The sequence below is a fragment of the Mycobacterium sp. genome, assembly GCF_035570115.1.
In the GTDB taxonomy this organism is placed as follows: domain Bacteria; phylum Actinomycetota; class Actinomycetes; order Mycobacteriales; family Mycobacteriaceae; genus Mycobacterium.
Genome location: NZ_DATMLH010000123.1, coordinates 1 through 21,804, shown reverse-complemented (window position 1 = coordinate 21,804; position 21,804 = coordinate 1). Strand labels below are relative to the sequence as shown.

Below are 21,804 nucleotides of genomic sequence, written 5' to 3'. Positions count from 1 at the left end.
GTGATACTCCAAGAGTCGACAGGGGCGGCTCAGCTGCGCTTCTTGGCGGTGGAGCCGGACGACCCGCGGGCGCAGCCGCTGTTGGCCGAGCTGGCGGTCGAGTATTCCGAGCGTTACGGCGGCACCCCGGACGCGCATCGTAGCTGGCTGCCAGTTCCGCCCGACAAGCTCGCGCCGCCCGACGGTGGCCTGTTGATCGGCCTGCTGGACGGTGTTCCCGTCACCGGCGGCGCATTCCTGCGGTTCGATGGCGACACAGTGGAATTCAAACGGATCTGGACCGACAGCGGATACCGTCGCCGCGGCTACGCCAAGGCGCTGCTGGCCGAACTGGAGGCCACCGTCGCCGCGAGGGGCTACCGGCGGGTGTACCTCATCACCGGCGACCGTCAACCGGAGGCAGAGGCGTTGTATCGCACCACCGGATACACCGAGATGGAAGCGCCAACGGTGTCATGGGGACCCTTTCGCCCGATCGCGTTCACGAAGGTGTTCGATAAGGGACTGCCATGACCGATCAGTTGCATGTGGGTGTGGCGCTCGACGGCTACGGCTGGCATCCGCACGCCTGGCGCACCACGCTGACCGCCGATCCCGCGACGGAATCAGTTCTCAGCGGACGGTACTGGGCCGGTCTGGCGGCCACTGCCGAGCGCGGTCTGCTGGACTTCTTGACCATCGACGACACCCTGATGCCCCAACCCGGACGCCGCGAGGAAATCTCGCCGCGGCGGCTGGCGGGTCGCGCCGACGCCGTTCTGGTGGCCGCGCGCATCGCCCCGGTCACCCGGCATATCGGGCTGATCCCGGTGGCCACCGTCACCCACACCGAGCCTTTCCACGTCTCCAAGGCCATAGCCACTCTCGACTACGTATCGCACGGCCGGGCGGGCTGGCAGCCGCGGGTCAGCTCGACTGCTCACGAGGCCGCGCTGTTCGGAAGGCGTCAGGCTTCGCAGGATGCCGACGAGCTGTTCGACGAAGCCGCCGATGCCGTCGATGTGGTGCGCCGGCTGTGGGACAGCTGGGAGGACGACGCGATAATCCGCGACGCGGTCGCCGGGCGCTACATCGATCGGGACAAACTGCACTACATCGACTTTCGCGGGAAGTACTTTTCGGTGAAAGGCCCGTCGATCACTCCGCGTCCGCCTCAGGGTCAGCCGGTGGTGGCAGCGCTGGCCCACGCGCCGCGCATCTACGAATTCGCCGCCACCAGTAGCGATCTCGTCTTCATCACGCCAACAGATGAGGCCGCGGTACATGCCATCATCGACGAAGTGCATGCGGCTGGAGGCGCGCACCTGAAGATCTTCGCCGACGTGGTGGTGACCTTTGGCGGAGACTCCAATTTCGGTTCTGACGCATTCATATTCGGCGGCAGCGCAACAGATTTGGTTGACCTGCTGCTGGGTTGGCAGCGGCGGGGCATCAACGGTGCTCGGTTGCGGCCCGCTGTCAACGCCACCGATCTCCCGGTGATCGTCGAGCAAGTGGTGCCATTGCTGCAGAGCGCCGGGCGTTTTCGCACCGACTACGGGCAGCAGGAGACATTGCGCCAACGGCTCGGCCTGCCGACCGCGCCCAACCGTTATGCGGCGGTGAGCTCATGAATACCGTCCCGCTCTCGATTCTCGACTTGGCGCCGATCAGTGCGGGCAGTGACGCGGCGACGGCCCTGCACAACACGATCGATCTGGCCCAACATGCCGAGCAATGGGGTTTTCGCCGGTTCTGGATCGCCGAGCACCACTTCGTCGGTGTCGCCAGCTCGGCGCCGGCCGTGCTGATCGGGCAAATCGCGGCCGCTACCAACACGATTCGAGTGGGCTCGGCCGCGGTACAGCTTAGCCACACCACGGCTGCCGCGGTGGTGGAGAGCTTCGGGATGCTGGAAGCCTTCTACCCGGGCCGCATCGACCTTGGCGTCGGCCGAGGGCAGCGGCGCGACACCGGCTTCAAGCCGAAGCCGCCGTCGTCCAAAAACCGCCAGCCGCGGCAGTGGCGCGAAGTCGATGGTGTGGTGATCCCGTTGCCGTTTGACCTGCGCGGGCTGCTCGACAAGGAGCGGGTACAGGCGACGATGGGGATCTTGCAGCAACCTGAGGCCGTGTCGCCTGACTTCGGCGAGCAACTGGGCGACATCATCGCGATGCTGGACGGTACCTACGAGGTCGAAGGTTTCGATGTGCACGCGGTACCGGGGGAGCGATCCGGGTTGACGCCGTGGGTGTTCGGCAGCACCAGGGGGCAGAGCGCCAGACAGGCTGGCGCGCACGGGTTGCCGTTCGTGGCGAGCTATCACATCACGCCGGCGACCGCGTTGGAGGCCATCGACGCATACCGTGAGACGTTCGTCCCGTCGGCCACACTGCCGCGGCCCTACGTTGCGGTATCCGCCGACATCGTGGTCGCCGACGATAGCGCCACCGCACGGAAACTCGCTGCCGGCTACGGACAGTGGGTGTATTCGATCCGAACCGGGGTGGGCGCTGTGCCTTACCCGGCTCCCGAGGATTGCCGTCCGCTCGCCGACGAACAGCTGCCCGTGGTCAAAGACAGGCTGGAGACGCAATTCGTCGGTGATCCGGATGAGGTCGCGCAGCGGCTGGCCGCGCTGCAACGACTGACCGATGCGGACGAACTCGTCGTCACGTCGGTAACCCATGGTCATCAAGACCGGCTCCGCTCGCATGAGCTGCTCGCCAAACGCTGGGGTCTGGGCGAATGAGCACACAGGCAGGCAAGCCCCGCAAGACCATTCACTTGGCCGCCTGGGCGATTAACAACACCACCGTGTGGACCGATCCCGCCGCGGGCAACCAAATCGAGTTCGACTCGTTCGCGCACATGGCCCGCACGGCCGAACGGGGGCTGTTCGACTTCCTATTCCTGTCCGAGGGGCTGCGACTGCGTGAGCATCGAGGCCAGATCTGCGACCTCGACGTAGTAGGCCGACCGGACACCTTCACCTTGCTGGCGGCGCTGGCCGCCGTCACCGACCGTCTCGGTTTGACCGGAGCCATCAACACCACGTTCAACGAACCCTTCCAAGTGGCAAGGCAATTCGCTACGCTTGACCATCTGTCCGATGGCCGCGCGGGCTGGAGCATCGTCGCCTCGTCGGACGCCTTCACCGGCGAGAACTTCCGGCGCGGCGGCTTTCTCGACCGCGCCGACCGCTACCACCGCGCCGAGGAATTCCTCAGCGTGACGCGCGAATTCTGGGACAGCTGGGCATCCGACGCTGTGCTGGCCGACGTCGACGCCGGAACCTATGTCGATCCCAGCCGGGTCGGGGCGGTCGACCATCACGGCGCCCAGTTCGACGTCCGCGGGGTCGCGACGCTGCCCGGCGGACCGCAGGGACATCCGATTCTGTTGCAGCCCGGAGACTCCGACGAGGGCCGAAACTTTGCCGCCCGCTACGCCGACGCCCTGTTCACCCTGCACTCGACGTTGGAAGCCGGCCAGCGCTACTACGCCGACGTGAAAGGCCGCGCGGTTTCCTACGGTCGAAACCCTGACCAGATCAAGGTCTTTCCGGCGGTCACCTTCGTGCTCGGCGACACTGCCGAGGAGGCCGCCGACAAAGCCTTGCACATTCGGCACCAGCAGATCAGCGGCGCGGCGGCGATCGCGAAGCTCGAGCAGGTTTGGGGCCGTGACCTTTCCGGTTACGACCCCGACGGCCCGCTGCCAGAAGACGATCCGACCGGCGACACCGTCGAGGTTGCCCGCAACTGCCGCGAACGAGCAAAAGCCGACAATCTGTCAATCCGCGAACTGGTCATCGCCGTCACCGATCGGCAGCAGTTTGTCGGTACCGCCGGCAACATCGCCGCGGAGATCGACCGCTATGTGCAAGCCGACGCCTGCGACGGATTCATCCTGGTGCCGCACCTGACTCCGCATGGTCTGGACGACTTTGTCGACCAAGTCGCCCCGCTGCTGCAAGAGCGTGGGGCTTTCCGCACCGAATACCGCGGTCGCACCCTGCGGGAGCATCTCGGGCTGACGCCAGACGTCTAGCCGGCCATGAATTCCGTGTAGGCCGACTGAAGATCGGGCGACAGGACTGTCGTGTTGCATTGGCGCTGAGTGTCACCGATGGGCGCCAGAATGCCCCGCAAGTCGACGTACTCCTGCGGGTGTGCGGTGAAGTAGCCACGCAGATCCGTCTCCGCTTGCGGGCGCGGCTCGTTCTTCGCTGCCGTCACGACGGCATTGGCGCCCGGGTGATTGCTGAGGTATTGGTTCGCCGATCCGGTCACCGAGCTGACCGTGTCGGCCACCCCGGCAGCACTGCAGTCGGGCGCGGCCCAGGCCGTCGGCGCTGCAATCGTGGTCACGGCCAGACCCCCGAGCAGGCAGATGCCGGCAGCTTGCCGGCGCACAGGCATACTAAGGATTTTCATCATTGTTTGTGTTCCTTTGGGTCATGCGTTGGTTTGCAGGTCCCCGACCCGATACCCAAGGTACGCGAACGCAATCAGTCGAACGCGTTCGCTGAACGCAGCGAAATCCTTTGGCGGGCAGAGCCAGAGCTATAAACGTGAACTAGCTCTCATTTGATCCTGATTTCCTGAAAGATCGACAAGAGCTGCACCGCGAATTCTTAGAATAAGTGGGCGTCTCTCAATGAATAGTGGTGTTGGGCGTGATCGAATTGTGACCCGACTATTGCGCCAGTGCGGTTGCCTCATCGGTGGCCTGCCGGATCGGGCCCCGCCACAAGTCGCCATGGCCGGGCACCAGAACTTCGGTGTCCAGCAGCGCCAGCGCCGCCAGGCTGCGGATGCAGCCATCCTGGTCGTGGCTGAACACCGCCGGCAGCAGTTGCGGCCCGCTGCGCGTCAGCAGCGGATGCCCGGTGACCAGCGCGTCGCCGCTGGCCAATATGCCGTCGACCAGATACGAGCAATGACCGCCGGTGTGACCGGGAGTGGGGATGGCCATCGGCTGGCCGGGCAACTCCGCCGCCACCTCGGCGGTCAGCGGCTGCGCGGTCGGGATGCCCTCGCGGATCAGCCCACCGTTGCGCACGACGTGGGTGGCCCACAGCGCCCAGCGGGGTCGCCAGATGCGCAGCGCGACGTCAACCGGCGAGGCCTGTTCCAGATACTCCCGCTTGGTGTGGCCGACCTCGTCGGGATGGCAATACACCGGGGTGTCGTGGGTTTTGGCGAACCAGATCGCCGAGCCCATGTGGTCGATATGGGCGTGGGTGAGCAGGATCGCGCGCACGTCGCCGGCCTGGTATCCCAGCTGCCGTAACGAAGTCAGCACATCGTCGCGGTCACCCGGATATCCGGCGTCGATCAACATGACCCCGGTGTCGTCGGTGACCAGCAGCCAGTTGACCGCCCCACCCTGGGCGAGATGCACGGTCTCGGTGACGGCCTTCAACACCGGTGCCATGTTCGAGAGTCTAGGCACCGGGCGATCGCAAGCTCGGCGAAGCCGGGTGCAGCGGGTCGCCCGCGGCGGGGGAGGGCGATCGCAAGCTCGGCGAAGCCGGGTGCAGCGGGTCGCCCACTGGCAACAGGGAGTAGAAACGACAGCGTGGCTGAACTCAAACTTGGATATAAGGCGTCGGCGGAACAATTCGCGCCGCGCGAACTCGTCGAGCTGGCGGTCGCCGCCGAAGCGCACGGCATGGACAGCGCGACGGTCAGCGACCACTTCCAGCCGTGGCGGCACGAGGGCGGGCACGCGCCGTTCTCGTTGGCGTGGATGACCGCAGTCGGTGAACGCACGAAACGGCTCCAGTTGGGCACTTCGGTGCTCACCCCGACGTTCCGGTACAACCCGGCCGTCATCGCGCAGGCGTTTGCCACCATGGGGTGTCTTTACCCGGATCGCATCTTTCTCGGCGTCGGTACCGGGGAGTCGCTCAACGAGATCGCTACCGGATACGAGGGCGACTGGCCAGAGTTCAAGGAGCGCTACGCGCGGCTGCGCGAATCGGTGCGGTTGATGCGCGAGCTGTGGTTGGGCGACCGTGTCGACTTCGAGGGCGAGTACTACCACACCAAGGGCGCCTCGATTTACGACGTGCCCGAGGGCGGCATCCCGATCTACATCGCCGCGGGAGGACCCCAGGTTGCCAAGTACGCAGGCCGCGCTGGCGACGGCTTCATCTGTACCTCCGGGAAGGGCGAGGAGCTGTATAAGGACAAGCTCATTCCCGCTATGAAGGAGGGCGCCGAGGCGGCGGGTAAGAATCCGGACGACATCGACCGGATGATCGAAATCAAGATCTCCTACGACACCGACCCGGACCTGGCGCTGGAGAACACCCGGTTCTGGGCGCCGCTGTCGCTGACCGCCGAGCAGAAGACCAGCATTCACGACCCCCTCGAAATGGAGAAGGCCGCCGACGCGCTGCCGATCGAACAGGTCGCCAAGCGCTGGATTGTCTCCTCGGATCCCGACGAGGCCGTCGAAAAGGTCGGCCAATACGTCACTTGGGGCCTCAACCACCTGGTGTTCCACGCGCCCGGCCATGACCAGCGCCGATTTCTGGAGCTTTTCCAGAAGGACCTCGAACCGCGGCTGCGACGGCTGGCCTGAGAGGCGGACGGGTGGCCGCCGGTTCGGTGTCGGCGATCTACATCGCGGCGCCGGAGGCCAACACCGGCAAGTCGGCGATCGCGCTGGGAATTCTGCATCGGCTGGCCGCCATGGTCGCCAGGGTCGGCGTGTTCCGGCCGATCACCCGCATCGGCGAGGACCGCGACTACATCGCGGATCTGCTGCTGGCGCAGACCACCGCCGGATTGCCCTACGAGCGCTGCATCGGGGTGACCTACCAACAGTTGCACGCCGACCGTGACGCCGCCATCGACGACATCGTCGAGCGGTATCACGCGATGGCCGCCGAGTGCGACGTCGTCGTGATCGTCGGTAGCGACTACACCGACGTCACCAGCCCCGCCGAGCTGAGCGTCAACGCCCGCATCGCCGTCAACCTTGGCGCGCCAGTACTGCTGACGGTGCAGGCCAAGGGCCGCAGCGCCGAGCAAGTCGCCCACGTCATCGAGGTGTGTCTGGCTGAGTTGAATGCCCAGCATGCGCATACCGCGGCCGCGGTGGCCAACCGCTGCGAGCCGTCGGAATTGGCTGCAGTGGCCGAAGCGCTGCGCCCGCTCGGCCCGAGGACGTATGTCGTGCCCGACGAACCGGTGTTGGTCGCGCCGACGGTGGCCGACCTGCAGACCGCGGTGAGCGGGACGCTGGTCAGCGGAGACAGCGCACTGATGAGCCGCGAGGCGATGGGCGTGGTGGTTGCCGGAATGACCGCCGACCATGTATTGGAGCGGCTGGGCGAGGGTGTCGCGGTGATTACACCCGGGGACCGCTCGGACGTCGTGCTCGCCGTCGCGAGCGCCCATGCCGCCGAGGGGTTTCCGTCGTTGTCATGCATCATTCTCAACGGCGGGTTCGAGTTGCATCGGTCGATCGGGGCCCTGGTAGCCGGCCTCCGGCTGCGGCTGCCGATCATCGCCACCAGGCTTGGTACCTTCGACACGGCCAGCGCAGTGGCGTCGTCGCGCGGCCGGGTCACCGCGTCCTCGCAACGCAAGATCGACACCGCGCTGCAGCTGATAGAACAACACATCGACCTCGATGACTTGTTGGCGCAGTTAGCGATTCCAATCCCAAGGGTGACCACACCGCAGATGTTCACGTATCAGCTGCGTGAGCGAGCCCGCTCGGTTCGCAAGCACATCGTGCTGCCCGAGGGCGACGACGATCGAATCCTGAAGTCCGCTGGTCGGCTGCTGCAGCGTGATATCGCCGACCTGACCATCCTCGGCGAAGAAAGCCAGATCCGTGCTCGCGCGGCCGAACTCGGTGTCGACCTGGACGGCGCCACGGTGCTCAATTCGCGTACGAGCGAGTTGTGCGACCAATTCGCCGAGCAGTACGCGCAGCTGCGCGCAAAGAAGGGCATCACCGTCGAGCAGGCCCGGGAAATCATCCACGACGTGTCGTATTTCGGGACCATGCTGGTCTACAACGGTTTGGTTGACGGGATGGTGTCCGGCGCTGCGCACACCACTGCGCACACGGTTCGTCCGGCGTTCGAGATCATCGGCACTGCGGCGGGCATTTCGACGGTGTCCAGCGTCTTCCTGATGTGTCTGCCGGATCAGGTGCTGGCTTACGGCGACTGCGCAATAGTCCGCGACCCGACGGTCGATCAGCTCGCCGATATCGCCATCAGCTCCGCGCGCACCGCAGCGCAATTCGGCATCGAGCCGCGGGTGGCGATGCTGTCGTACTCCACCGGTGAATCGGGCAGTGGCGCAGATGTCGACAAGGTCAGGGAGGCAACCGGATTGGTGCGCAGCCGCACACCGGAGCTGCCGGTCGAGGGTCCGATCCAGTATGACGCCGCCGTCGAGCCGTCGGTCGCGGCCACCAAGATGCGTGATTCGCCGGTCGCCGGCCGGGCCACCGTGTTGATCTTCCCCGACCTCAATTCCGGCAACAACGCCTACAAGGCGGTGCAACGCAGCGCCGGTGCGATCGCGATCGGTCCGGTGCTGCAAGGTTTGAACAAGCCGGTGAACGACCTGTCTCGCGGCGCGCTGGTCGACGACATCGTCAACACCGTCGCCATCACCGCGATCCAGGCCCAGGGCAACAGTGTCCCCTGATCGCGTGGTGCTGGTAATCAACTCCGGCTCGTCGTCACTGAAATACCAGCTGATTCAGCCGGATTCGGGGACCTCGCTGGCGCACGGCATCGTCGAGCGGATCGGCGAGTCGTCTTCGCCGGTTGCCGACCATGACGCGGCGCTGCGGATGGCATTCGATGAGTTGTCAGAAGCCGGTATCGATTTGAACGCGTGCGGCCTGGCGGCAGTTGGACACCGGGTAGTGCACGGCGGCGCGACGTTTTACCGGCCGACCGTGGTGGATGACGCGGTCGTCGGCGAACTCAAAAAGCTGTCGGTGCTGGCTCCCTTGCACAATCCGCCTGCTGTGCAGGGTATCGAGGTGGCCCGCAAGATGCTGCCGGATGTGCCGCATATCGCGGTGTTCGACACGGCATTCTTTCACCACCTGCCTGCGGCGGCGGCCGCCTACGCCATCGATCGGGACTTGGCACGCGAGTGGCAGATCCGCCGGTACGGTTTTCACGGCACGTCGCACCAATACGTCAGCCAACAGGCCGCGGCCTTCCTGGGCAGGCCGCTGGAGAGCCTGAATCAGATTGTGCTGCACCTGGGTAACGGCGCCTCGGCGTCGGCGATCGCGGCGGGCCGCGCGGTCGACACGTCGATGGGGTTGACCCCGTTGGAAGGCTTGGTGATGGGCACCCGCAGCGGCGACATCGACGCCGGCGTCGTGGGCTACCTTTGCCGTGTCGCGGACATGACTGTGGACGAGGTCGAATCGATGCTGAACCAGAAGTCTGGGATGCTGGGGTTGGCCGGCGAGCGTGACTTTCGCCGGTTGCACGAGATGATCGAATCCGGCAACAGTTCAGCGCAATTGGCTTACAACGTGTTCATCCACCGGCTGCGCAAATACGTCGGCGCCTACTTGGCGGTGCTGGGCCGGACGGATGTGGTGAGCTTCACCGCAGGCATCGGCGAGAACGTCGCGGCGGTGCGCGGTGACGCACTGAGCGGGCTGGCAGCTCTGGGCATCGAGATCGATGATCAGCGAAACTCCTCGTCCGCCAAAGATGCCCGGCGGATCTCGACGGACGCGTCGCCCGTCGCCGTGTTGGTGGTCCCGACCAACGAGGAGCTGGCGATCGCCCGCGACTGTCTACGAGTGATCTGTTGACGCCGGCGTCGATGTGACTGAGGTTAGACTGAGAAAAGCCACAATTTAACTCAGCTATCTCTCAGCGAATCGGCGAGCCTACATTCGACCGCCCCGGGCGGTGCCGGCGGTTCCTCCCGCCCGCCGGCACCGCGTCTTTGGGGGTCAGAACAACCTCGGCAGCAGCTCGACCAGTACGTTCGTGAGGTTGGCTGACAGGTCGCCGCCGGCGACCGTCGCCGGTGCTGGCGAGACGGCGATCGGGCTGGCGCCGACGATCGCGATACCAGCGGTTACGTAGGGACGAAGCGACTGCTGCATGACGGCCCCTTTGCACACAGGTCGGATGGTTATCCGAACTATAGCTGAGACTAAGCTGAGAAAGATCCAATTTTCTGGAAAAAATCTCTGCGTGTTTGGTTACCAGTGTTCAGTGGGCCGGATCTTTCGGCGCGGGCTCAGAGGAAGCCGAGGCTGCGCCGGCCGGTCCCGACCGACGGTGTGGGATCGGTCTGAAGCGTCTGCGACAGCAGCTCGTAGTAGACGTCCCGGAAGTCGGTGGTGGGTTTGAGATCGCCGTTGTCGAGGTCGGTAAGGCTGGGTTCGTCGCCGTAGAAGCCGCCCTTGACCGGCGCTCCGGCGACGAACACCGGGCCGGCGGTGCCGTGATCAGTGCCCTGTGAGGCGTTGGCCTTCACTCGTCGCCCGAATTCCGAGTACGCCAGCAGGACGACGTTCTTGCCGTACCGATCACCGGCCATTTGCTGCAGGAACGGAGTGACGGCCTCGTCGAAGGTCTGCAGCTGGCGCTGCTGGGTCCCGCGTTCGTCGGCGTGCGTGTCGAATCCGCCCAGCTGGACCGCGTAAACCCGGGTGGGTACACCCGCTTTGACCGCCTCCGCCACCATGCTCAGCTCGCCGGCCAGCGCGTTGTGTTTCCCGCCCTTCTCGCCGGCCGGCTTGATCTGGCCGAAGGCCGTGTCGGTGGTGCGGGTGGCGCGATACGCGTCGCAGACCGCCGCCATGGCCGGCGTGTCGTTGGGGTCGTCGGCACCTAGCGCCTCCATCGTCGTGGCGAACTTGCCCCCCGACTCCGGCTTTCCTGACGGGGAAAGCGCTGCCGCCGTGCACTTTTCACCAACCGCAAGCGGCGGCAGCACCGAGCCGATATTGACCGCTCGCAGCGGGTCGCTACCGGTGGCATCCAGCCAGCGACCAATCCACCCGGTCGAAACGGGCTCGGCCGGCGACGCTGTCTGCCAGATGTCCATCGACCGGAAGTGGCTGTGGTCGGGCCGCGGATAACTCGCACCGCGGACAATCGCCAGCTTCCGGTTACTCCACTGCTGAGCCAGACCTTTGAGCGCCGGATTCAATCCGAGCTGGCCATCCAGGGCAAGCACATCGCCCGGAGCATAAGACAATTCGGGTCGAGCATCGTGATAAGCGTTGTCGGCGTACGGGATCACGGTGTTGATGCCGTCGTTGCCGCCGTAGAGCGTGACGATCACCAGCACGCCGCTGCCCTCGGCAAGCGGCCGCTCCTTGGCTTCCTTCATCAGATCGGGCCAGCTGACGGCGCAGGCGCCCGACAGCAGTCCGGCGGCGCTTAGGCCGGCACTGGCGATCAAGAACTTGCGGCGACTCAGATCAGGCATCGGCATACTCGCTATGACGTCAGGTATTCGGGCGTATTGACGGCGGCGGCGACCAGTTGGACCGGCGTGCGCACCAACGGCTGCAGGGCCGCGACGGTCCGATCCGACCATGCTCCGACCCCGATCAGATAGCCGACGGCGTCGATCCGGTCGCCAGCGCCGGCATCTTCGACCGTGGACAGGTCACCGTTACGCGCCATTTGGCTCGCGGCGCGCATCCGCACGTCGGCGCTGGCGGTGGACATCCAGACCCGGCCGTGCGGCCAGCCGCCGACGTCCGGTGGATAAAACGGGCGCTGCCCCAGCGATTTGAGCGCGCCGTCGGCCATCTTCAGCCGTGCCGGAGTGTCGACGGGGACGTGCAGGGTGCGGATCACGCCGACCAGCCACTCGACCGGGGTGTTGACGATGGCCGCCCGGCTACCGACGAATTCGTGGTCGGTGAGGATTGCTCGCGTTAACGCCCGCAGGTTGCGGCCGGGGCCGTAGGCGGTGACCAGGCGGTCCAGCACCTGCGGCGACGGCGGGGTGTCTGACGCCAGTTGCTGCCATAGTCGGCCGGCGACGTATTGCGGCGATTTCGGTTGGGCCAGCACGAGGCCGCAGAATCCCTCCGCGTCGAAATTTCGAGTGACCCCGAATATCGTTTTGGCCGTGTGGTCGTGGCGTTTGGGCACCATCGTCGGCTCACCACCGGGTCGAATGACCCACCCGGTCAGCGCGCGAGCCCCCTCCCGCACGTCGTCTTCGGTGTAGCCATCGCCATGTCCGAGCGTGAACAGCTCCATGAACTCGCGGGCGAGGTTTTCGTTGGGTGCTTTGGCGGTGTTGGTCTGAGCGTCCAGCCAGCGCAGCATCGCGGCGTCGGTCAACATCGCATACGCCAGTTTGTGGAAATCGCCCAGCGAGAGACTGCGCAGTTTCTGGTTCTGCGCCGCCATGTTCGCCGCGACCCTCACCTTCTGGGCAGACGTCGCAAAGTGGTTGTGCCACAACAGCGTCAGTTTTTCGTGGATGGGCTGCTGCACCGCTATCATGCGGCGCAGCCACCAATCGGACAGGTCGCTCATCTGCGCGGAGACCTGCTGGTTGAACTCCTTGCGGTCTGCTACGGATGCCCCTTTTCCGGGGCCGCGCACGGCGGGCAGCGTCGGCATCGGTGTCGCCACGGCGCCGGGGTCCGCGTCGGGATCGGCTGCCAGTGCGGCGTCGACGTACTTCGACCAATCTTGACTCGCCAACGCGTCGACCTGTTGGCCGGTCACGCCGAACCCGACTCGGCGCAGTACGCGAGCGGTAGTGATCCACCCATCCGACTGGCCGGCCATGTTGGGAAGTGTGCCCGACTATTCTTGCGATTTGCTTGCGGCCCTGCTCACGGGTTGATCTCGCTTGGCTGAGGATTTGCTGAACTCAAAAGGCGCGCTAGCTGTGGATGGCGGGGACGGCGTGGCAGTGGCGCATGCAATTGTCCCGGGCATGAGTGAGCCGTTCATTGGCAGCGAGGCATTAGCGCGTGGGCTACTAAGTCGTCACCAACTGCGGACCCAGTACCGAGCCATTCTGCCGAACGTCTACCTGCCCAGACAGACACAACCGTCGCTGCAGCAGCGTATTGCCGCTGCGTGGCTGTGGTCCGACCGGCAGGGGACCATCGCCGGAACGGCAGCCGCCGCGCTGCACGGCGCCAAGTGGATCGACGACAACGTCCCAGTCGAGTTGGTACACGTCAATCCGCATGTGCCGCAAGGTGTGCTGACGCGCCGCGACATCTTGCTCGAGGATGAGGTCCAGACCCTGGCTGGTCGTGCGGTCACCACACCCGAGCGCACTGCCTTCGACATTGGGCGGCGTGCGCCGCGCCGGAGCGCTGTGGCCCAACTCGACGCACTCGCTCGCGCAACCGGTTTCAAGGTCGACGACGTGCTGGACATCGCCGGGTGCCACCGCGGAGCTCGTGGACTCCGCCAACTGGAAACCGTGCTTGAGGTCGTCGACCCGGGCGCGCAATCACCGCCCGAAAGTTATTTGAGGCTGCTTCTTATCGAGGCCGGTTTGCCTTGGCCCCTCACCCAGATCCAGGTGCTCGGCGCAGACGGCCTTCCGATCGCTTACCTCGATATGGGCTGGCCAGATCTCATGGTCGCCGTCGAATATGACGGCGACCACCATCGAGTTGATCGACACCAATACCTCAAAGACATTCGGCGGCTGGAGCTGCTGGAACGGCTGGGGTGGCTCATCATCCGGGTGGTCGCCGAAGACCATCCCGCCGAAATCGTGCGGCGGGTGCGGTGTGCGTTGGAAGCCCGGCGTTCGAGTGTGCAATGACCGTTTCGAGTGTGCGGTGAGGGCGGGTATTCGACCGAAACCCCTACTGACGACGCACACTCGAAGCCCAGGACGCACACTCGACCAGCGAAGAGCCAGAACGCAAAAGACTTAGAACGTGGACGTCGGTCGCACCCGGTTGGCCATGTCGACCAGCGTGTAGCGGTGCGCCTGAGTGGGCGCTGCCCGGGCCAGCCCGCGCAGCGACGCCTCGACGCCGAGTCGCAGGCCGTGTTCGGTGAACGGAAAGCCGAGAATGTGATTGGTGCTGGCCTGGTTGGCGCCTAGCCAGTCCAACGCGCTGCCCAGCACCAGTGCGCGAATCTGCAGCACCCGCGGCTCGGTCGGCGGCAGCGCCTCCACCCGCCGGGCGGCGTCGCGGATCTGCTCTTCGGTGATCTCGGTCACCGAGCGGCCGGACAGCAACGTCACCGCGCTGGTCAGCCGCGCGGTGGTGAAATGCCGTGAGGTGGCGGGCACTTCGTCGAGAGTGCGTACCGCTCCGGCGCGATCCCCCTCGACCGACTGCGCCCTGGCCAGCCCGAAGGCCGCCGAGATCACCCCGTCGTCGGTTTTCCACACCTCCTCGTAGTACATGTGTTCGTCGGAGCTACCGGCCAATTCGGCGGTCGCGGCCAGCGCCATCTTGGGCGCCAGCTCGCCGGGGAAGGTGTCCAGCACCTCGCTGAAATGCTTGCTCGCCGATTCGTAATCGCCGGTCAGCAATTCCGAGACCCCGCGGTACCAGACCAGCCGCCATCGCCACCCGACCCGCTCGGCCAGGTCGTCGAGTTTGCGGGTGGCCTTGGCCACGTCGCCGAGGTCCAGGAGCGCCCGCACCTCCATCAGCGGCAGCTCGACAGACTCCGACAAGTCGATGTCCTCGGAATCCATTGCGCCGTGGCGGAACGCGCGCAGCGAGTCCAACGTCTGCACCGGCTGGGACAGCACCGTCGCTCCGAGCAGCGGCGCGGCGACATCGGCCGGATCGACCAGCGGCACCTGCAGCGCGGTGACGATCTCCTTGGCGGTCAGCTTCTCCGAATGCACATGGCCGTCCAGGTATACGTCGGTATGCGCAACCAACAAGTCTTCGCCGAACGTGGAGCGAGTGCGGCTGAAGATCGTCGACAAGCCTGGCCGCCGCACACCGGTGTCCTGGGCGACCACCTCGCGCAGAACACCTGACAGCTGCCCGGACATCTCCTCAGCACTGGCGAACCGCCGCCGTGGATCCGGATCGATCGCGCGACGCAACAACCGCGCGAAGGAGTCGTACGTGGTGAGCACCGGGTCGCCTTCGGGCAGCCCCTCGACATAGCGGCCGGCGCGTGTGCGCATTTTCAACGTCAGAGCCGCGAGCGTGCGCCCAACCGTGTAGATGTCGCTGGCCACCGTCGGGCCGGTCCGCACGATCTCGGGGGCCTGGTAACCCGGTGTGCCGTAGAGGTAGCCGAACGAGTTGATCCGTGACACAGCCCCCAGGTCGATCAGCTTGAGCTGTTCTTCGGTGAGCATGATGTTTTCCGGCTTGAGGTCGTTGTAGACCAAACCGATGGAATGCAAATAGCTCATCGCCGGAAGGATTTCCAACACGTAGGCGATGGCTTCGGCGACAGGCAGCTTGTCGCCTTTGCGACGTTTGAGCGATTGCCCACCGACGTACTCCATGACGATGTAGCCGACTGGTTCCCCGTGCCGGTCGGTGTGCTCGACGAAGTTGAAGATCTGCACGATCGACGGGTGCACCACCTCGGCGAGGAATCGCCGCTCCGCCATCGCGATCGCTTGGGCCTCGGCGTCGCCGGAATGCACCAAACCTTTGAGTACCACCGGACGATCGTTGACGTTGCGGTCCAGTGCCAGGTACACCCAGCCGAGCCCACCATGCGCGATGCAGCCCCTGATTTCGTACTGGCCGGCAACGACGTCACCCGGACTCAGTTGCGGCAGAAACGAATACGGGCTTCCGCAGAAAGGGCACCAGCCCTCGGACTGTGCTTTGCCATCCGTGCTGGATCGGCCGACCGGCCGACCACAGTTCCAGCAAAACCGTTTCGACTCCGGCACAACCGGATTGGGCATCAATGCTTCGAGCGGGTCGATATCGGGCACCCGCGGAATCTCGACCAGACCGCCACCCAATCGCCGGACCGGCGCCCGCCTGGCCGGCTTCACGCGCTCTTGCGGCTCGGTGTCGGCGATGTATGAGGGCGTGGCTTCGGAATCGTCGTCGTCGAAATTGGGGCGGAAGACCGCCTGCGTGGTCACCGGGCGGTCCTGTGACGACGAATCCACCGTCGCATCGACGGCTTGGGTGCCCGGGCCGGCCTCGGTGTCCTGCAAGCTGTCCTGCAAGCCGTCGTCGGCATCTTGGCGTTCCGGATCCACCGGTTGCTCGGTCATCAGTCCACGTACCTTGGGCGCGGCGGGGCCGGCGCCGGACCGAGCACCGTCAACCACTTGCGATACAAGGTGTTCCAGGTGCCGTCGCGGCGGATTCGTTCCAGGGTGCCGTTGACGAACTGGACCAGCCCGGTGTTGTCCAGCTTGATCCCGATGCCGTAGGGCTGAGTACCCATGTTGGGTCCCGCGATGTGCAGGTAAGGGTCCTGGGAAACCAGTCCGGCCAGTATCGAGTCATCGGTGCTGATGGCGTCGACTTGGCGCTGCTGCAGCGTCACCAGACAGTCGGCCCAGTTCACCACCTCCACCACGATCGGCGGTGGCGCGATCTCCCGGATCCGGTGCAGAGACGTGGTGCCCCTCGCCACGCAGACCCGCTTGCCGGAGAGATCGGACGGCTTGGTGATCGGGGAGTCGCGCGACGCCAGGATGCGCTGTGTGGCGTCGAGGTAGACGGTGGAGAAGTTGACCTGCTTGCGCCGCTCGCAGGTGATCGTCATCGTCTTGGCGACGATGTCGACCTCCGACTTCTCCAGCGCGGTGATGCGCTCGTCGGACGACAGGATCCGGTACTCGACCTGCGCGGGGTTGCCGAAGATATCGCGTGCCACCTCGCCCGCGATGTCGACGTCGAAACCCGTGATCTCGCCGGTGATCGGGTCGCGGAAGCTGAACAGGTTGCTGCCGATGTCCAGTCCGACGATCAGCCTGCCGCGAGCCCGGATATTCGCCACCGCGGCGTCGGCGTCGGCCGGGTTGGTAAATGGGCGCAGGCTGGCGGTGGGGTTGCAGCTGTCGGCGGAGGTGTCGGGGGGCAGTGGCGGCTTCGGCGGCATTTCCTGCATGCCGGCCGGTGTGGGCGGCGGCAGGGTCGGCGCCGGTGCCACCACCATGGTGGCCGACTCGCTGCACCCGGCCAGCACCGTGGTCGCCGCCAGGGCGGTGCACAGGATGCGGGTCAGGCGCTTGGTCATCGGTACTCGCTCAGCCGGGGCCAGAGCCCAAGGGCGACCGCGACGGCCGCGCCCAGGCTTAGCACGACACCACCGACCGTGGCGCCGGCCAGCCCACGGCGCGCGTTGAGGATGTCGTCGCGCAATTGATCACGGCTCTGCTCCATAGCCTTACCCAGTGCACGGTCGAGTTTGTCGAACGCCGGGGTGGAGTCCTCCTCACCGCTGCCCAGCGCGACCTGGGTGGCCGCCCGGTAATTGCCCACCGAGATGTAGGAGTTGATTCGATCGTCGGCCCGCCGCCATTGGGTCAGCAGTTGATCGGCGCCCTGCAAGTCGCTTTTGTCGACGGCGTCGCGTCGAGAGAGGTATTCGTCAAGCTGCTTGTGCATGGCGTCGATGCGTTCGTAGAAGGACTGCTTGCGGACTTCCTCGTCCCCGCGCCGGATCAGCGACAGTGTCTCGTCGGCACGGGCCTGCTGAGCACTAATGGACAGGTCCGTGACGGTTTTCAGCGATTCCGCCGCAGTGTCTTTGGCGCTGCGGCTGCCGCTGGTAGAAATCGCAAGAGCGGTTCCCACCCAGACCACCATAACGAGAATCGCAAGAGCGCCCGCGACAAGACCAGGGTTGATTCGCCGTTTGGTGCGCCGCGCCAGCCAGCGGTGGGCGGCAGCGCCGAAGACCGCCGTGGCGGTGACGACGAGGATCACCGGAGCCGGGATCTGGGTCGATGCCGTGGTCTCCGCGTCCACCCGCGCCGACGTCTGGTGGTAGAGCTGTTGCGCGTCCGGCAGGATCGTCGACTGCATCAGCGCCGACGCCTCGGACAGATACGACGACCCGACTGGGTTACCGGCCCGGTTATTGGTGCGCGCAATCTCGATCAGCCCGGTGTAGACGGCCAATTCGGCGTTGATCCGTCCGAGCAACTGCACCCGCGGCTCGTCGGTGAGCCCGCTGGACGCCCTGGTCACCGCGACCGCCGCGTCGGTGATCGCCTGCTCGTAGCGCTGCCGCACGGTGGCGGGTTCGGCCCGAGCGATGAAGGCGGTCGCGGCTGCCGCGTCGGCCACCGACAACGTGGTGTACAGCCGCCCGGCCGCGAACGCCAGCGGCTCGGTGTGCCGCATTACGGTGGTCAGCGCCTGCTGCCGCTGGTTGATCGTGGTCGAAGTGGCGAACGCGCTCAGCCCGCCGAGGCTCGCCAGGATGAGACCGATGGTCAGGATGCGGCCCGGCGTCGTCGCGATGAACCACCAGCGGGGGTGGGCCGGTTCGGTCGGCGACCGCGAACCCAAAGGCTCGGTCGACGGGTGCGCCAACTCAACGGTCAACTCTGTTCGGACCTCAACTTCCGGGCGTATGTGTCACGAACTCTATAAGTGAATCTTAAGAGCTTGTTCGCCAGATGCGGGGACGTGAGGGCCCCTTATCCTGAACGCGTGCGCGGCGACGGCGACGGGTGGGTGGTGTCCGACACCGGCATGCACTACTGGGGCCGGCACGGCGCGGCCGGGCTGCTGCTGAGAGCGCCCCGTCCCGACGGCACACCGGCGGTGTTGCTGCAGCATCGGGCGCCGTGGAGTCATCAGGGCGGAACGTGGGGTCTACCGGGCGGCGCCCGCGACAGCCATGAGAGCGCCGAGCAGGCCGCCGTCCGGGAAGCCCACGAGGAGGCGGGGCTGCCGGGCGAGGAGCTCTCGGTGCGCGGCACCGTGATCACCGCCACCGCCAGCGGCACCCGTTGGACGTACACCACCGTCGTTGCCGACGCGGGTGAGCTTCTGCACACCGTGCCCAACCGGGAAAGCGCGGAGCTGCGCTGGGTCAGCGAGGACGAGGTGGCCGACCTGCCGCTGCACCCGGGGTTCGCCGCCAGCTGGCAACACCTGCGCACCGCACCGGCGATCGTGCCGTTGAGCCCCGGCGACGAGCGGCGGCGTCACCTGCCACGCACGGTCGAGATTGAGGCGGGCGTTTTCGTGTGGTGCACCGCGGGCAAACCCGACCACGCGCCGTCCCAGCTGAGTTCCCGGGTCAGCTCGCTGCTGCGAGCGCCGAACTGAGCCGCTCGGCCGCCGCCTGCGGATCCTCCGCGGCCGTGATCGCCCGCACCACCACGATGCGGCGGGCGCCGACCTCCAACACATCCGACAGCCGGCCGGCATCGATACCGCCGATGGCGAACCACGGTTTGTCGGACGCCAGGTCGGCGGCGAGACGCACCAGCTGCAGGCCCGGTGCCGGGCGTCCCGGTTTCGTGGGCGTCGGCCAGCACGGTCCGACGCAGAAGTAGTCGACGTCCTCGGCGATCGCCGCCGCCACCTGGTCGCGATCGTGCGCGGAGCGGCCGATCAGCGTCTCGGGTGCGACGATGTCTCGCGCCACCGCCAGCGGCAGGTCGCCCTGGCCCAGGTGCAGCACGTCGGCGCCGGCGGCACGGGCGATGTCGGCGCGGTCGTTGACGGCCACCAGTGCGCCGTGTCGGCGTGCCGCGTCGGCGAGGACCTCCAGCGCCGCCAGTTCGTCACGCGCCTCGAGTGGACCCAGTTGGTGCTCACCGGTCGAGCCTTTGTCGCGCAGCTGAATGATGTCCACCCCGCCCGCCAGCGCGGCATCGGCGAACTCGGCCAGGTCGCCACGATCGCGGCGCGCGTCGGTGCACAGGTACAGCCGCGCGCCCGCCAGCCGCGAAGATGTTTCGTGCACACGGCGACGCTAGCGGCTAGCGTGGGAAGTCGACACGGGAGTCCCGGGACATGCGAGTGCGGGGCTGAGAGTGGGCACACCAAACCTGTCCTTACCGTCACACCTGATCCGGATCATGCCGGCGAAGGGAGCGGAAGATGCCACCCGACTCGGGATCGCTTGCCGTCATCGGCGGCGGCGTTATCGGCCTGTCGGTCGCGCGGCGCGCGGCGCAAGCCGGTTGGTCGGTGCGCGTGCATCGCACCGGGCAGCCGGGCGCGTCCTGGGTGGCGGCCGGAATGCTGGCGCCGCACAGCGAAGGGTGGCCCGGCGAGGAGCGGCTGCTGCAACTCGGCCTTGAGTCGCTGCGGCTGTGGCAACACGGCAACTTCACCGACGGGCTGCCAGGACAGGTGATCACCGCGCGGGAATCGTTGGTGGTCGCCGTCGACCGCGCCGATGTCGCCGACCTGCATACGGTCGCCGACTGGCTGTCCGAGCAAGGCCACCCGGTGGTCTGGGAGTCGGCCGCTCGTGACGTGGAACCGGCACTGGCACAGGGCATTCGGCACGGGTTCCGGGCGCCTACCGAACTGGCGGTGGACAATCGCGCCCTGCTCGAGGGGCTGGCGGCGGCATGCCAACAGCTCGGCGTCGAATGGGCGGGGCCGGCAGCCGACCTGGATTCCCTGCAGGCTGACGCCGTCGTGATTGCCAACGGAATCGACGCCCCGACATTGTGGCCCGGTCTGCCGATCCGGCCGGTGAAGGGTGAAGTGCTGCGGCTGCGCTGGCGCAAGGGGTGTATACCGGTGCCGCAGCGGGTAATTCGTGCTCGCGTGCACGGACGGCAGGTTTATCTGGTGCCGCGCGCCGACGGCGTGGTCGTGGGCGCCACCCAGTACGAGCACGGCCGCGATACTGCGCCGACGGTATCCGGTGTGCGTGACCTGCTCGACGATGCGTGCACCGTGCTGCCGGCGCTCGGCGAGTACGAACTGGCGGAGTGCGTCGCTGGCCTGCGTCCAATGACACCGGACAACCTGCCGCTGGTGGGACGCTTGGATGCGCGCACGCTGATCGCCGCCGGCCACGGCCGATCCGGTTTCTTGCTGGCGCCCTGGACAGCCGAACAGATTGTGTCCGAACTCATCCCGGTTGGAGCCCGCCCGTGATCATCCGCGGTGCGACGATGCAGTGGGGGCACCCCCGGCCGCGCAGCGGCGAGGGGGACGAAGCGATGAGGAGAAGCAGCGCATGATCATCCTTGTCAACGCCGAACGACTCGAGGTCGATGACCAGACCACCGTCGCGGCGCTGCTGCAGTCGCTGGGCTATCCCGACCGCGGCATTGCGGTTGCGCTCGACCAGGCTGTTCTGCCGCGATCTAGCTGGGCGACAACTCTTTCCGACGGTGCGCAAATCCAGGTGGTGACGGCGGTGCAGGGTGGCTGACTCGAAGCTGACGATCGCCGGGCGAAGCTTCACGTCGCGGTTGATCATGGGCACCGGGGGCGCGGCCAATCTGGCGGTGCTCGAGGAAGCCCTGGTCGCTTCCGGCACCGAACTGACCACTGTCGCGATGCGCCGAGTGGACGCCGAGGGTGGCACGGGCATGCTCGACCTGCTGAGCCGACTGGGCATCACGCCGCTGCCCAACACCGCGGGCTGTCGCAGCGCAGCCGAGGCGGTGCTGACCGCGCAGCTCGCCCGCGAAGCATTGGGCACCGAATGGGTCAAGCTCGAAGTGGTTGCCGACGAACGTACACTGCTGCCCGATGCTGTTGAGTTAATCAGGGCCGCAGAGCAATTGGTCGATGACGGCTTTGTGGTGCTGCCGTACACCAACGATGACCCGGTGTTGGCCAGACGACTGGAAGACACCGGCTGCGTGGCGGTGATGCCGCTCGGCTCGCCAATCGGAACGGGTCTGGGCATCGCGAACCCGCACAATATCGAGATGATCGTCGCGCAGG

Annotated in this window: 21 protein-coding genes and 1 riboswitch; of the genes, 12 read left to right on the top strand and 9 right to left on the bottom strand. The window is 66.3% G+C overall.

Going from position 1 to position 21,804, the window contains the following annotated elements; genetic code table 11:
• Window positions 1-3: 3 nt before the first annotated feature.
• Genes VNW74_RS11515 through VNW74_RS11500 form a run of 4 tightly spaced genes read left to right on the top strand, consistent with a single transcriptional unit; the run spans window position 4 to window position 4,032 of the window.
• On the top strand, window positions 4-513 hold the full coding sequence (locus VNW74_RS11515) for a GNAT family N-acetyltransferase (RefSeq protein ID WP_325676875.1): 510 nt from the start codon (window positions 4-6) through the stop codon (window positions 511-513).
• The gene (locus VNW74_RS11510) at window positions 510-1,613 is read left to right on the top strand and encodes an LLM class flavin-dependent oxidoreductase (protein WP_325676841.1); all 1,104 of its coding nucleotides are present in this window, start codon (window positions 510-512) and stop codon (window positions 1,611-1,613) included. The genes VNW74_RS11515 and VNW74_RS11510 overlap by 4 nt, the downstream gene beginning before the upstream one ends.
• Window positions 1,610-2,731: an LLM class flavin-dependent oxidoreductase gene (locus VNW74_RS11505; protein WP_325676839.1), complete on the top strand. Its 1,122-nt coding sequence runs from the start codon at window positions 1,610-1,612 to the stop codon at window positions 2,729-2,731. The genes VNW74_RS11510 and VNW74_RS11505 overlap by 4 nt, the downstream gene beginning before the upstream one ends.
• Complete coding sequence (locus VNW74_RS11500) at window positions 2,728-4,032, top strand: NtaA/DmoA family FMN-dependent monooxygenase (protein WP_325676837.1); 1,305 nt, start codon at window positions 2,728-2,730, stop codon at window positions 4,030-4,032. The genes VNW74_RS11505 and VNW74_RS11500 overlap by 4 nt, the downstream gene beginning before the upstream one ends.
• Here VNW74_RS11500 and VNW74_RS11495 read toward each other — a convergent pair.
• Together VNW74_RS11495 and VNW74_RS11490 are read right to left on the bottom strand one after the other, a co-directional pair.
• Window positions 4,029-4,418 carry a heme-binding protein gene (locus VNW74_RS11495; RefSeq protein ID WP_325676835.1) on the bottom strand — a complete coding sequence of 130 codons (390 nt, stop codon included), beginning with the start codon at window positions 4,416-4,418 and terminating at the stop codon, window positions 4,029-4,031. The two genes, VNW74_RS11500 and VNW74_RS11495, sit on opposite strands and share 4 nt — an antisense overlap.
• Before the next feature lie 262 nt (window positions 4,419-4,680).
• Complete coding sequence (locus VNW74_RS11490; RefSeq protein ID WP_325676833.1) at window positions 4,681-5,421, bottom strand: MBL fold metallo-hydrolase; 741 nt, start codon at window positions 5,419-5,421, stop codon at window positions 4,681-4,683.
• A gap of 144 nt (window positions 5,422-5,565) precedes the next feature.
• Here VNW74_RS11490 and fgd point away from each other — a divergent pair, with 144 nt between their 5' ends.
• From fgd to VNW74_RS11475, 3 genes are read left to right on the top strand one after another with little or no spacing between them, the layout of a single operon-like run.
• Window positions 5,566-6,576, top strand: a complete 1,011-nt coding sequence (fgd, locus tag VNW74_RS11485) for a glucose-6-phosphate dehydrogenase (coenzyme-F420) (protein WP_325676831.1) — start codon at window positions 5,566-5,568, stop codon at window positions 6,574-6,576.
• A 26-nt stretch (window positions 6,577-6,602) separates the two neighbouring features.
• Window positions 6,603-8,669: a phosphate acetyltransferase gene (pta, locus tag VNW74_RS11480; RefSeq protein WP_325676873.1), complete on the top strand. Its 2,067-nt coding sequence runs from the start codon at window positions 6,603-6,605 to the stop codon at window positions 8,667-8,669.
• The gene (locus VNW74_RS11475) at window positions 8,659-9,810 is read left to right on the top strand and encodes an acetate kinase (RefSeq protein WP_325676829.1); all 1,152 of its coding nucleotides are present in this window, start codon (window positions 8,659-8,661) and stop codon (window positions 9,808-9,810) included. Before pta ends, VNW74_RS11475 begins: the two co-directional genes overlap by 11 nt.
• Before the next feature lie 144 nt (window positions 9,811-9,954).
• On the opposite strand, the gene VNW74_RS11470 is transcribed toward VNW74_RS11475, so the two are convergent.
• From VNW74_RS11470 to VNW74_RS11460, 3 genes are all read right to left on the bottom strand, one after another.
• A complete protein-coding gene (locus tag VNW74_RS11470) occupies window positions 9,955-10,110 on the bottom strand; it encodes a hypothetical protein (RefSeq protein ID WP_325676827.1) in 156 nt (51 codons plus the stop codon).
• 137 nt (window positions 10,111-10,247) lie between these two features.
• Entirely contained in the window at window positions 10,248-11,447 is a 1,200-nt protein-coding gene (locus VNW74_RS11465; RefSeq protein WP_325676825.1) for a DUF1501 domain-containing protein, read from the bottom strand.
• A gap of 11 nt (window positions 11,448-11,458) precedes the next feature.
• The gene (locus tag VNW74_RS11460; protein WP_325676823.1) at window positions 11,459-12,775 is read right to left on the bottom strand and encodes a DUF1800 domain-containing protein; all 1,317 of its coding nucleotides are present in this window, start codon (window positions 12,773-12,775) and stop codon (window positions 11,459-11,461) included.
• 151 nt (window positions 12,776-12,926) lie between these two features.
• Here VNW74_RS11460 and VNW74_RS11455 point away from each other — a divergent pair, with 151 nt between their 5' ends.
• The gene (locus VNW74_RS11455; RefSeq protein ID WP_325676821.1) at window positions 12,927-13,778 is read left to right on the top strand and encodes a hypothetical protein; all 852 of its coding nucleotides are present in this window, start codon (window positions 12,927-12,929) and stop codon (window positions 13,776-13,778) included.
• Window positions 13,779-13,889: 111 nt separating this feature from the next.
• On the opposite strand, the gene VNW74_RS11450 is transcribed toward VNW74_RS11455, so the two are convergent.
• The 3 genes from VNW74_RS11450 to glnX are packed head-to-tail and all read right to left on the bottom strand — an operon-like array spanning window position 13,890 to window position 18,474.
• A complete protein-coding gene (locus VNW74_RS11450; protein WP_325676819.1) occupies window positions 13,890-16,184 on the bottom strand; it encodes a serine/threonine-protein kinase PknG in 2,295 nt (764 codons plus the stop codon).
• Entirely contained in the window at window positions 16,184-17,158 is a 975-nt protein-coding gene (locus VNW74_RS11445; protein WP_325676817.1) for a glutamate ABC transporter substrate-binding protein, read from the bottom strand. Before VNW74_RS11445 ends, VNW74_RS11450 begins: the two co-directional genes overlap by 1 nt.
• Window positions 17,155-18,474 (bottom strand): protein kinase G-activating protein GlnX, encoded by a 1,320-nt coding sequence (gene glnX, locus VNW74_RS11440; RefSeq protein ID WP_325676815.1) that lies wholly within the window; start codon window positions 18,472-18,474, stop codon window positions 17,155-17,157. Before glnX ends, VNW74_RS11445 begins: the two co-directional genes overlap by 4 nt.
• A gap of 108 nt (window positions 18,475-18,582) precedes the next feature.
• On the opposite strand from glnX, the gene VNW74_RS11435 reads away from it, so the two are divergent.
• Window positions 18,583-19,206, top strand: coding sequence for an NUDIX hydrolase (locus VNW74_RS11435; RefSeq protein WP_325676813.1), 624 nt, complete (start codon window positions 18,583-18,585; stop codon window positions 19,204-19,206).
• Here the strand turns inward: VNW74_RS11435 and thiE are convergent.
• On the bottom strand, window positions 19,178-19,849 hold the full coding sequence (gene thiE / locus VNW74_RS11430; RefSeq protein WP_325676811.1) for a thiamine phosphate synthase: 672 nt from the start codon (window positions 19,847-19,849) through the stop codon (window positions 19,178-19,180). The two genes, VNW74_RS11435 and thiE, sit on opposite strands and share 29 nt — an antisense overlap.
• Before the next feature lie 24 nt (window positions 19,850-19,873).
• A riboswitch (TPP riboswitch) is annotated at window positions 19,874-19,996 on the top strand.
• On the opposite strand from thiE, the gene thiO reads away from it, so the two are divergent.
• From thiO to thiG, 3 genes are all read left to right on the top strand, one after another.
• Entirely contained in the window at window positions 19,987-21,003 is a 1,017-nt protein-coding gene (gene thiO / locus VNW74_RS11425) for a glycine oxidase ThiO (RefSeq protein WP_325676809.1), read from the top strand. It overlaps the preceding riboswitch by 10 nt.
• 82 nt (window positions 21,004-21,085) lie before the next feature.
• The gene (gene thiS / locus VNW74_RS11420; RefSeq protein ID WP_325676808.1) at window positions 21,086-21,283 is read left to right on the top strand and encodes a sulfur carrier protein ThiS; all 198 of its coding nucleotides are present in this window, start codon (window positions 21,086-21,088) and stop codon (window positions 21,281-21,283) included.
• On the top strand, window positions 21,276-21,804 hold a 529-nt coding region (gene thiG / locus VNW74_RS11415; RefSeq protein WP_325676806.1), incomplete at its 3' end, for a thiazole synthase. The genes thiS and thiG, both read left to right, overlap by 8 nt.

Excerpts from the sequence above, each read along its gene's own strand:
- VNW74_RS11510 (WP_325676841.1), top strand. The coding sequence starts at position 510 with ATGACCGATCAGTTGCATGTGGGTGTGGCGCTCGACGGCTACGGCTGG.
- VNW74_RS11495 (WP_325676835.1), bottom strand. The coding sequence starts at position 4,418 with ATGAAAATCCTTAGTATGCCTGTGCGCCGGCAAGCTGCCGGCATCTGC.
- thiO (WP_325676809.1), top strand. The coding sequence starts at position 19,987 with ATGCCACCCGACTCGGGATCGCTTGCCGTCATCGGCGGCGGCGTTATC.
- VNW74_RS11445 (WP_325676817.1), bottom strand. The coding sequence starts at position 17,158 with ATGACCAAGCGCCTGACCCGCATCCTGTGCACCGCCCTGGCGGCGACC.
- VNW74_RS11470 (WP_325676827.1), bottom strand. The coding sequence starts at position 10,110 with ATGCAGCAGTCGCTTCGTCCCTACGTAACCGCTGGTATCGCGATCGTC.
- thiS (WP_325676808.1), top strand. The coding sequence starts at position 21,086 with ATGATCATCCTTGTCAACGCCGAACGACTCGAGGTCGATGACCAGACC.
- VNW74_RS11460 (WP_325676823.1), bottom strand. The coding sequence starts at position 12,775 with ATGGCCGGCCAGTCGGATGGGTGGATCACTACCGCTCGCGTACTGCGC.
- VNW74_RS11455 (WP_325676821.1), top strand. The coding sequence starts at position 12,927 with ATGAGTGAGCCGTTCATTGGCAGCGAGGCATTAGCGCGTGGGCTACTA.
- VNW74_RS11490 (WP_325676833.1), bottom strand. The coding sequence starts at position 5,421 with ATGGCACCGGTGTTGAAGGCCGTCACCGAGACCGTGCATCTCGCCCAG.
- VNW74_RS11505 (WP_325676839.1), top strand. The coding sequence starts at position 1,610 with ATGAATACCGTCCCGCTCTCGATTCTCGACTTGGCGCCGATCAGTGCG.
- VNW74_RS11450 (WP_325676819.1), bottom strand. The coding sequence starts at position 16,184 with ATGACCGAGCAACCGGTGGATCCGGAACGCCAAGATGCCGACGACGGC.
- VNW74_RS11465 (WP_325676825.1), bottom strand. The coding sequence starts at position 11,447 with ATGCCTGATCTGAGTCGCCGCAAGTTCTTGATCGCCAGTGCCGGCCTA.
- VNW74_RS11500 (WP_325676837.1), top strand. The coding sequence starts at position 2,728 with ATGAGCACACAGGCAGGCAAGCCCCGCAAGACCATTCACTTGGCCGCC.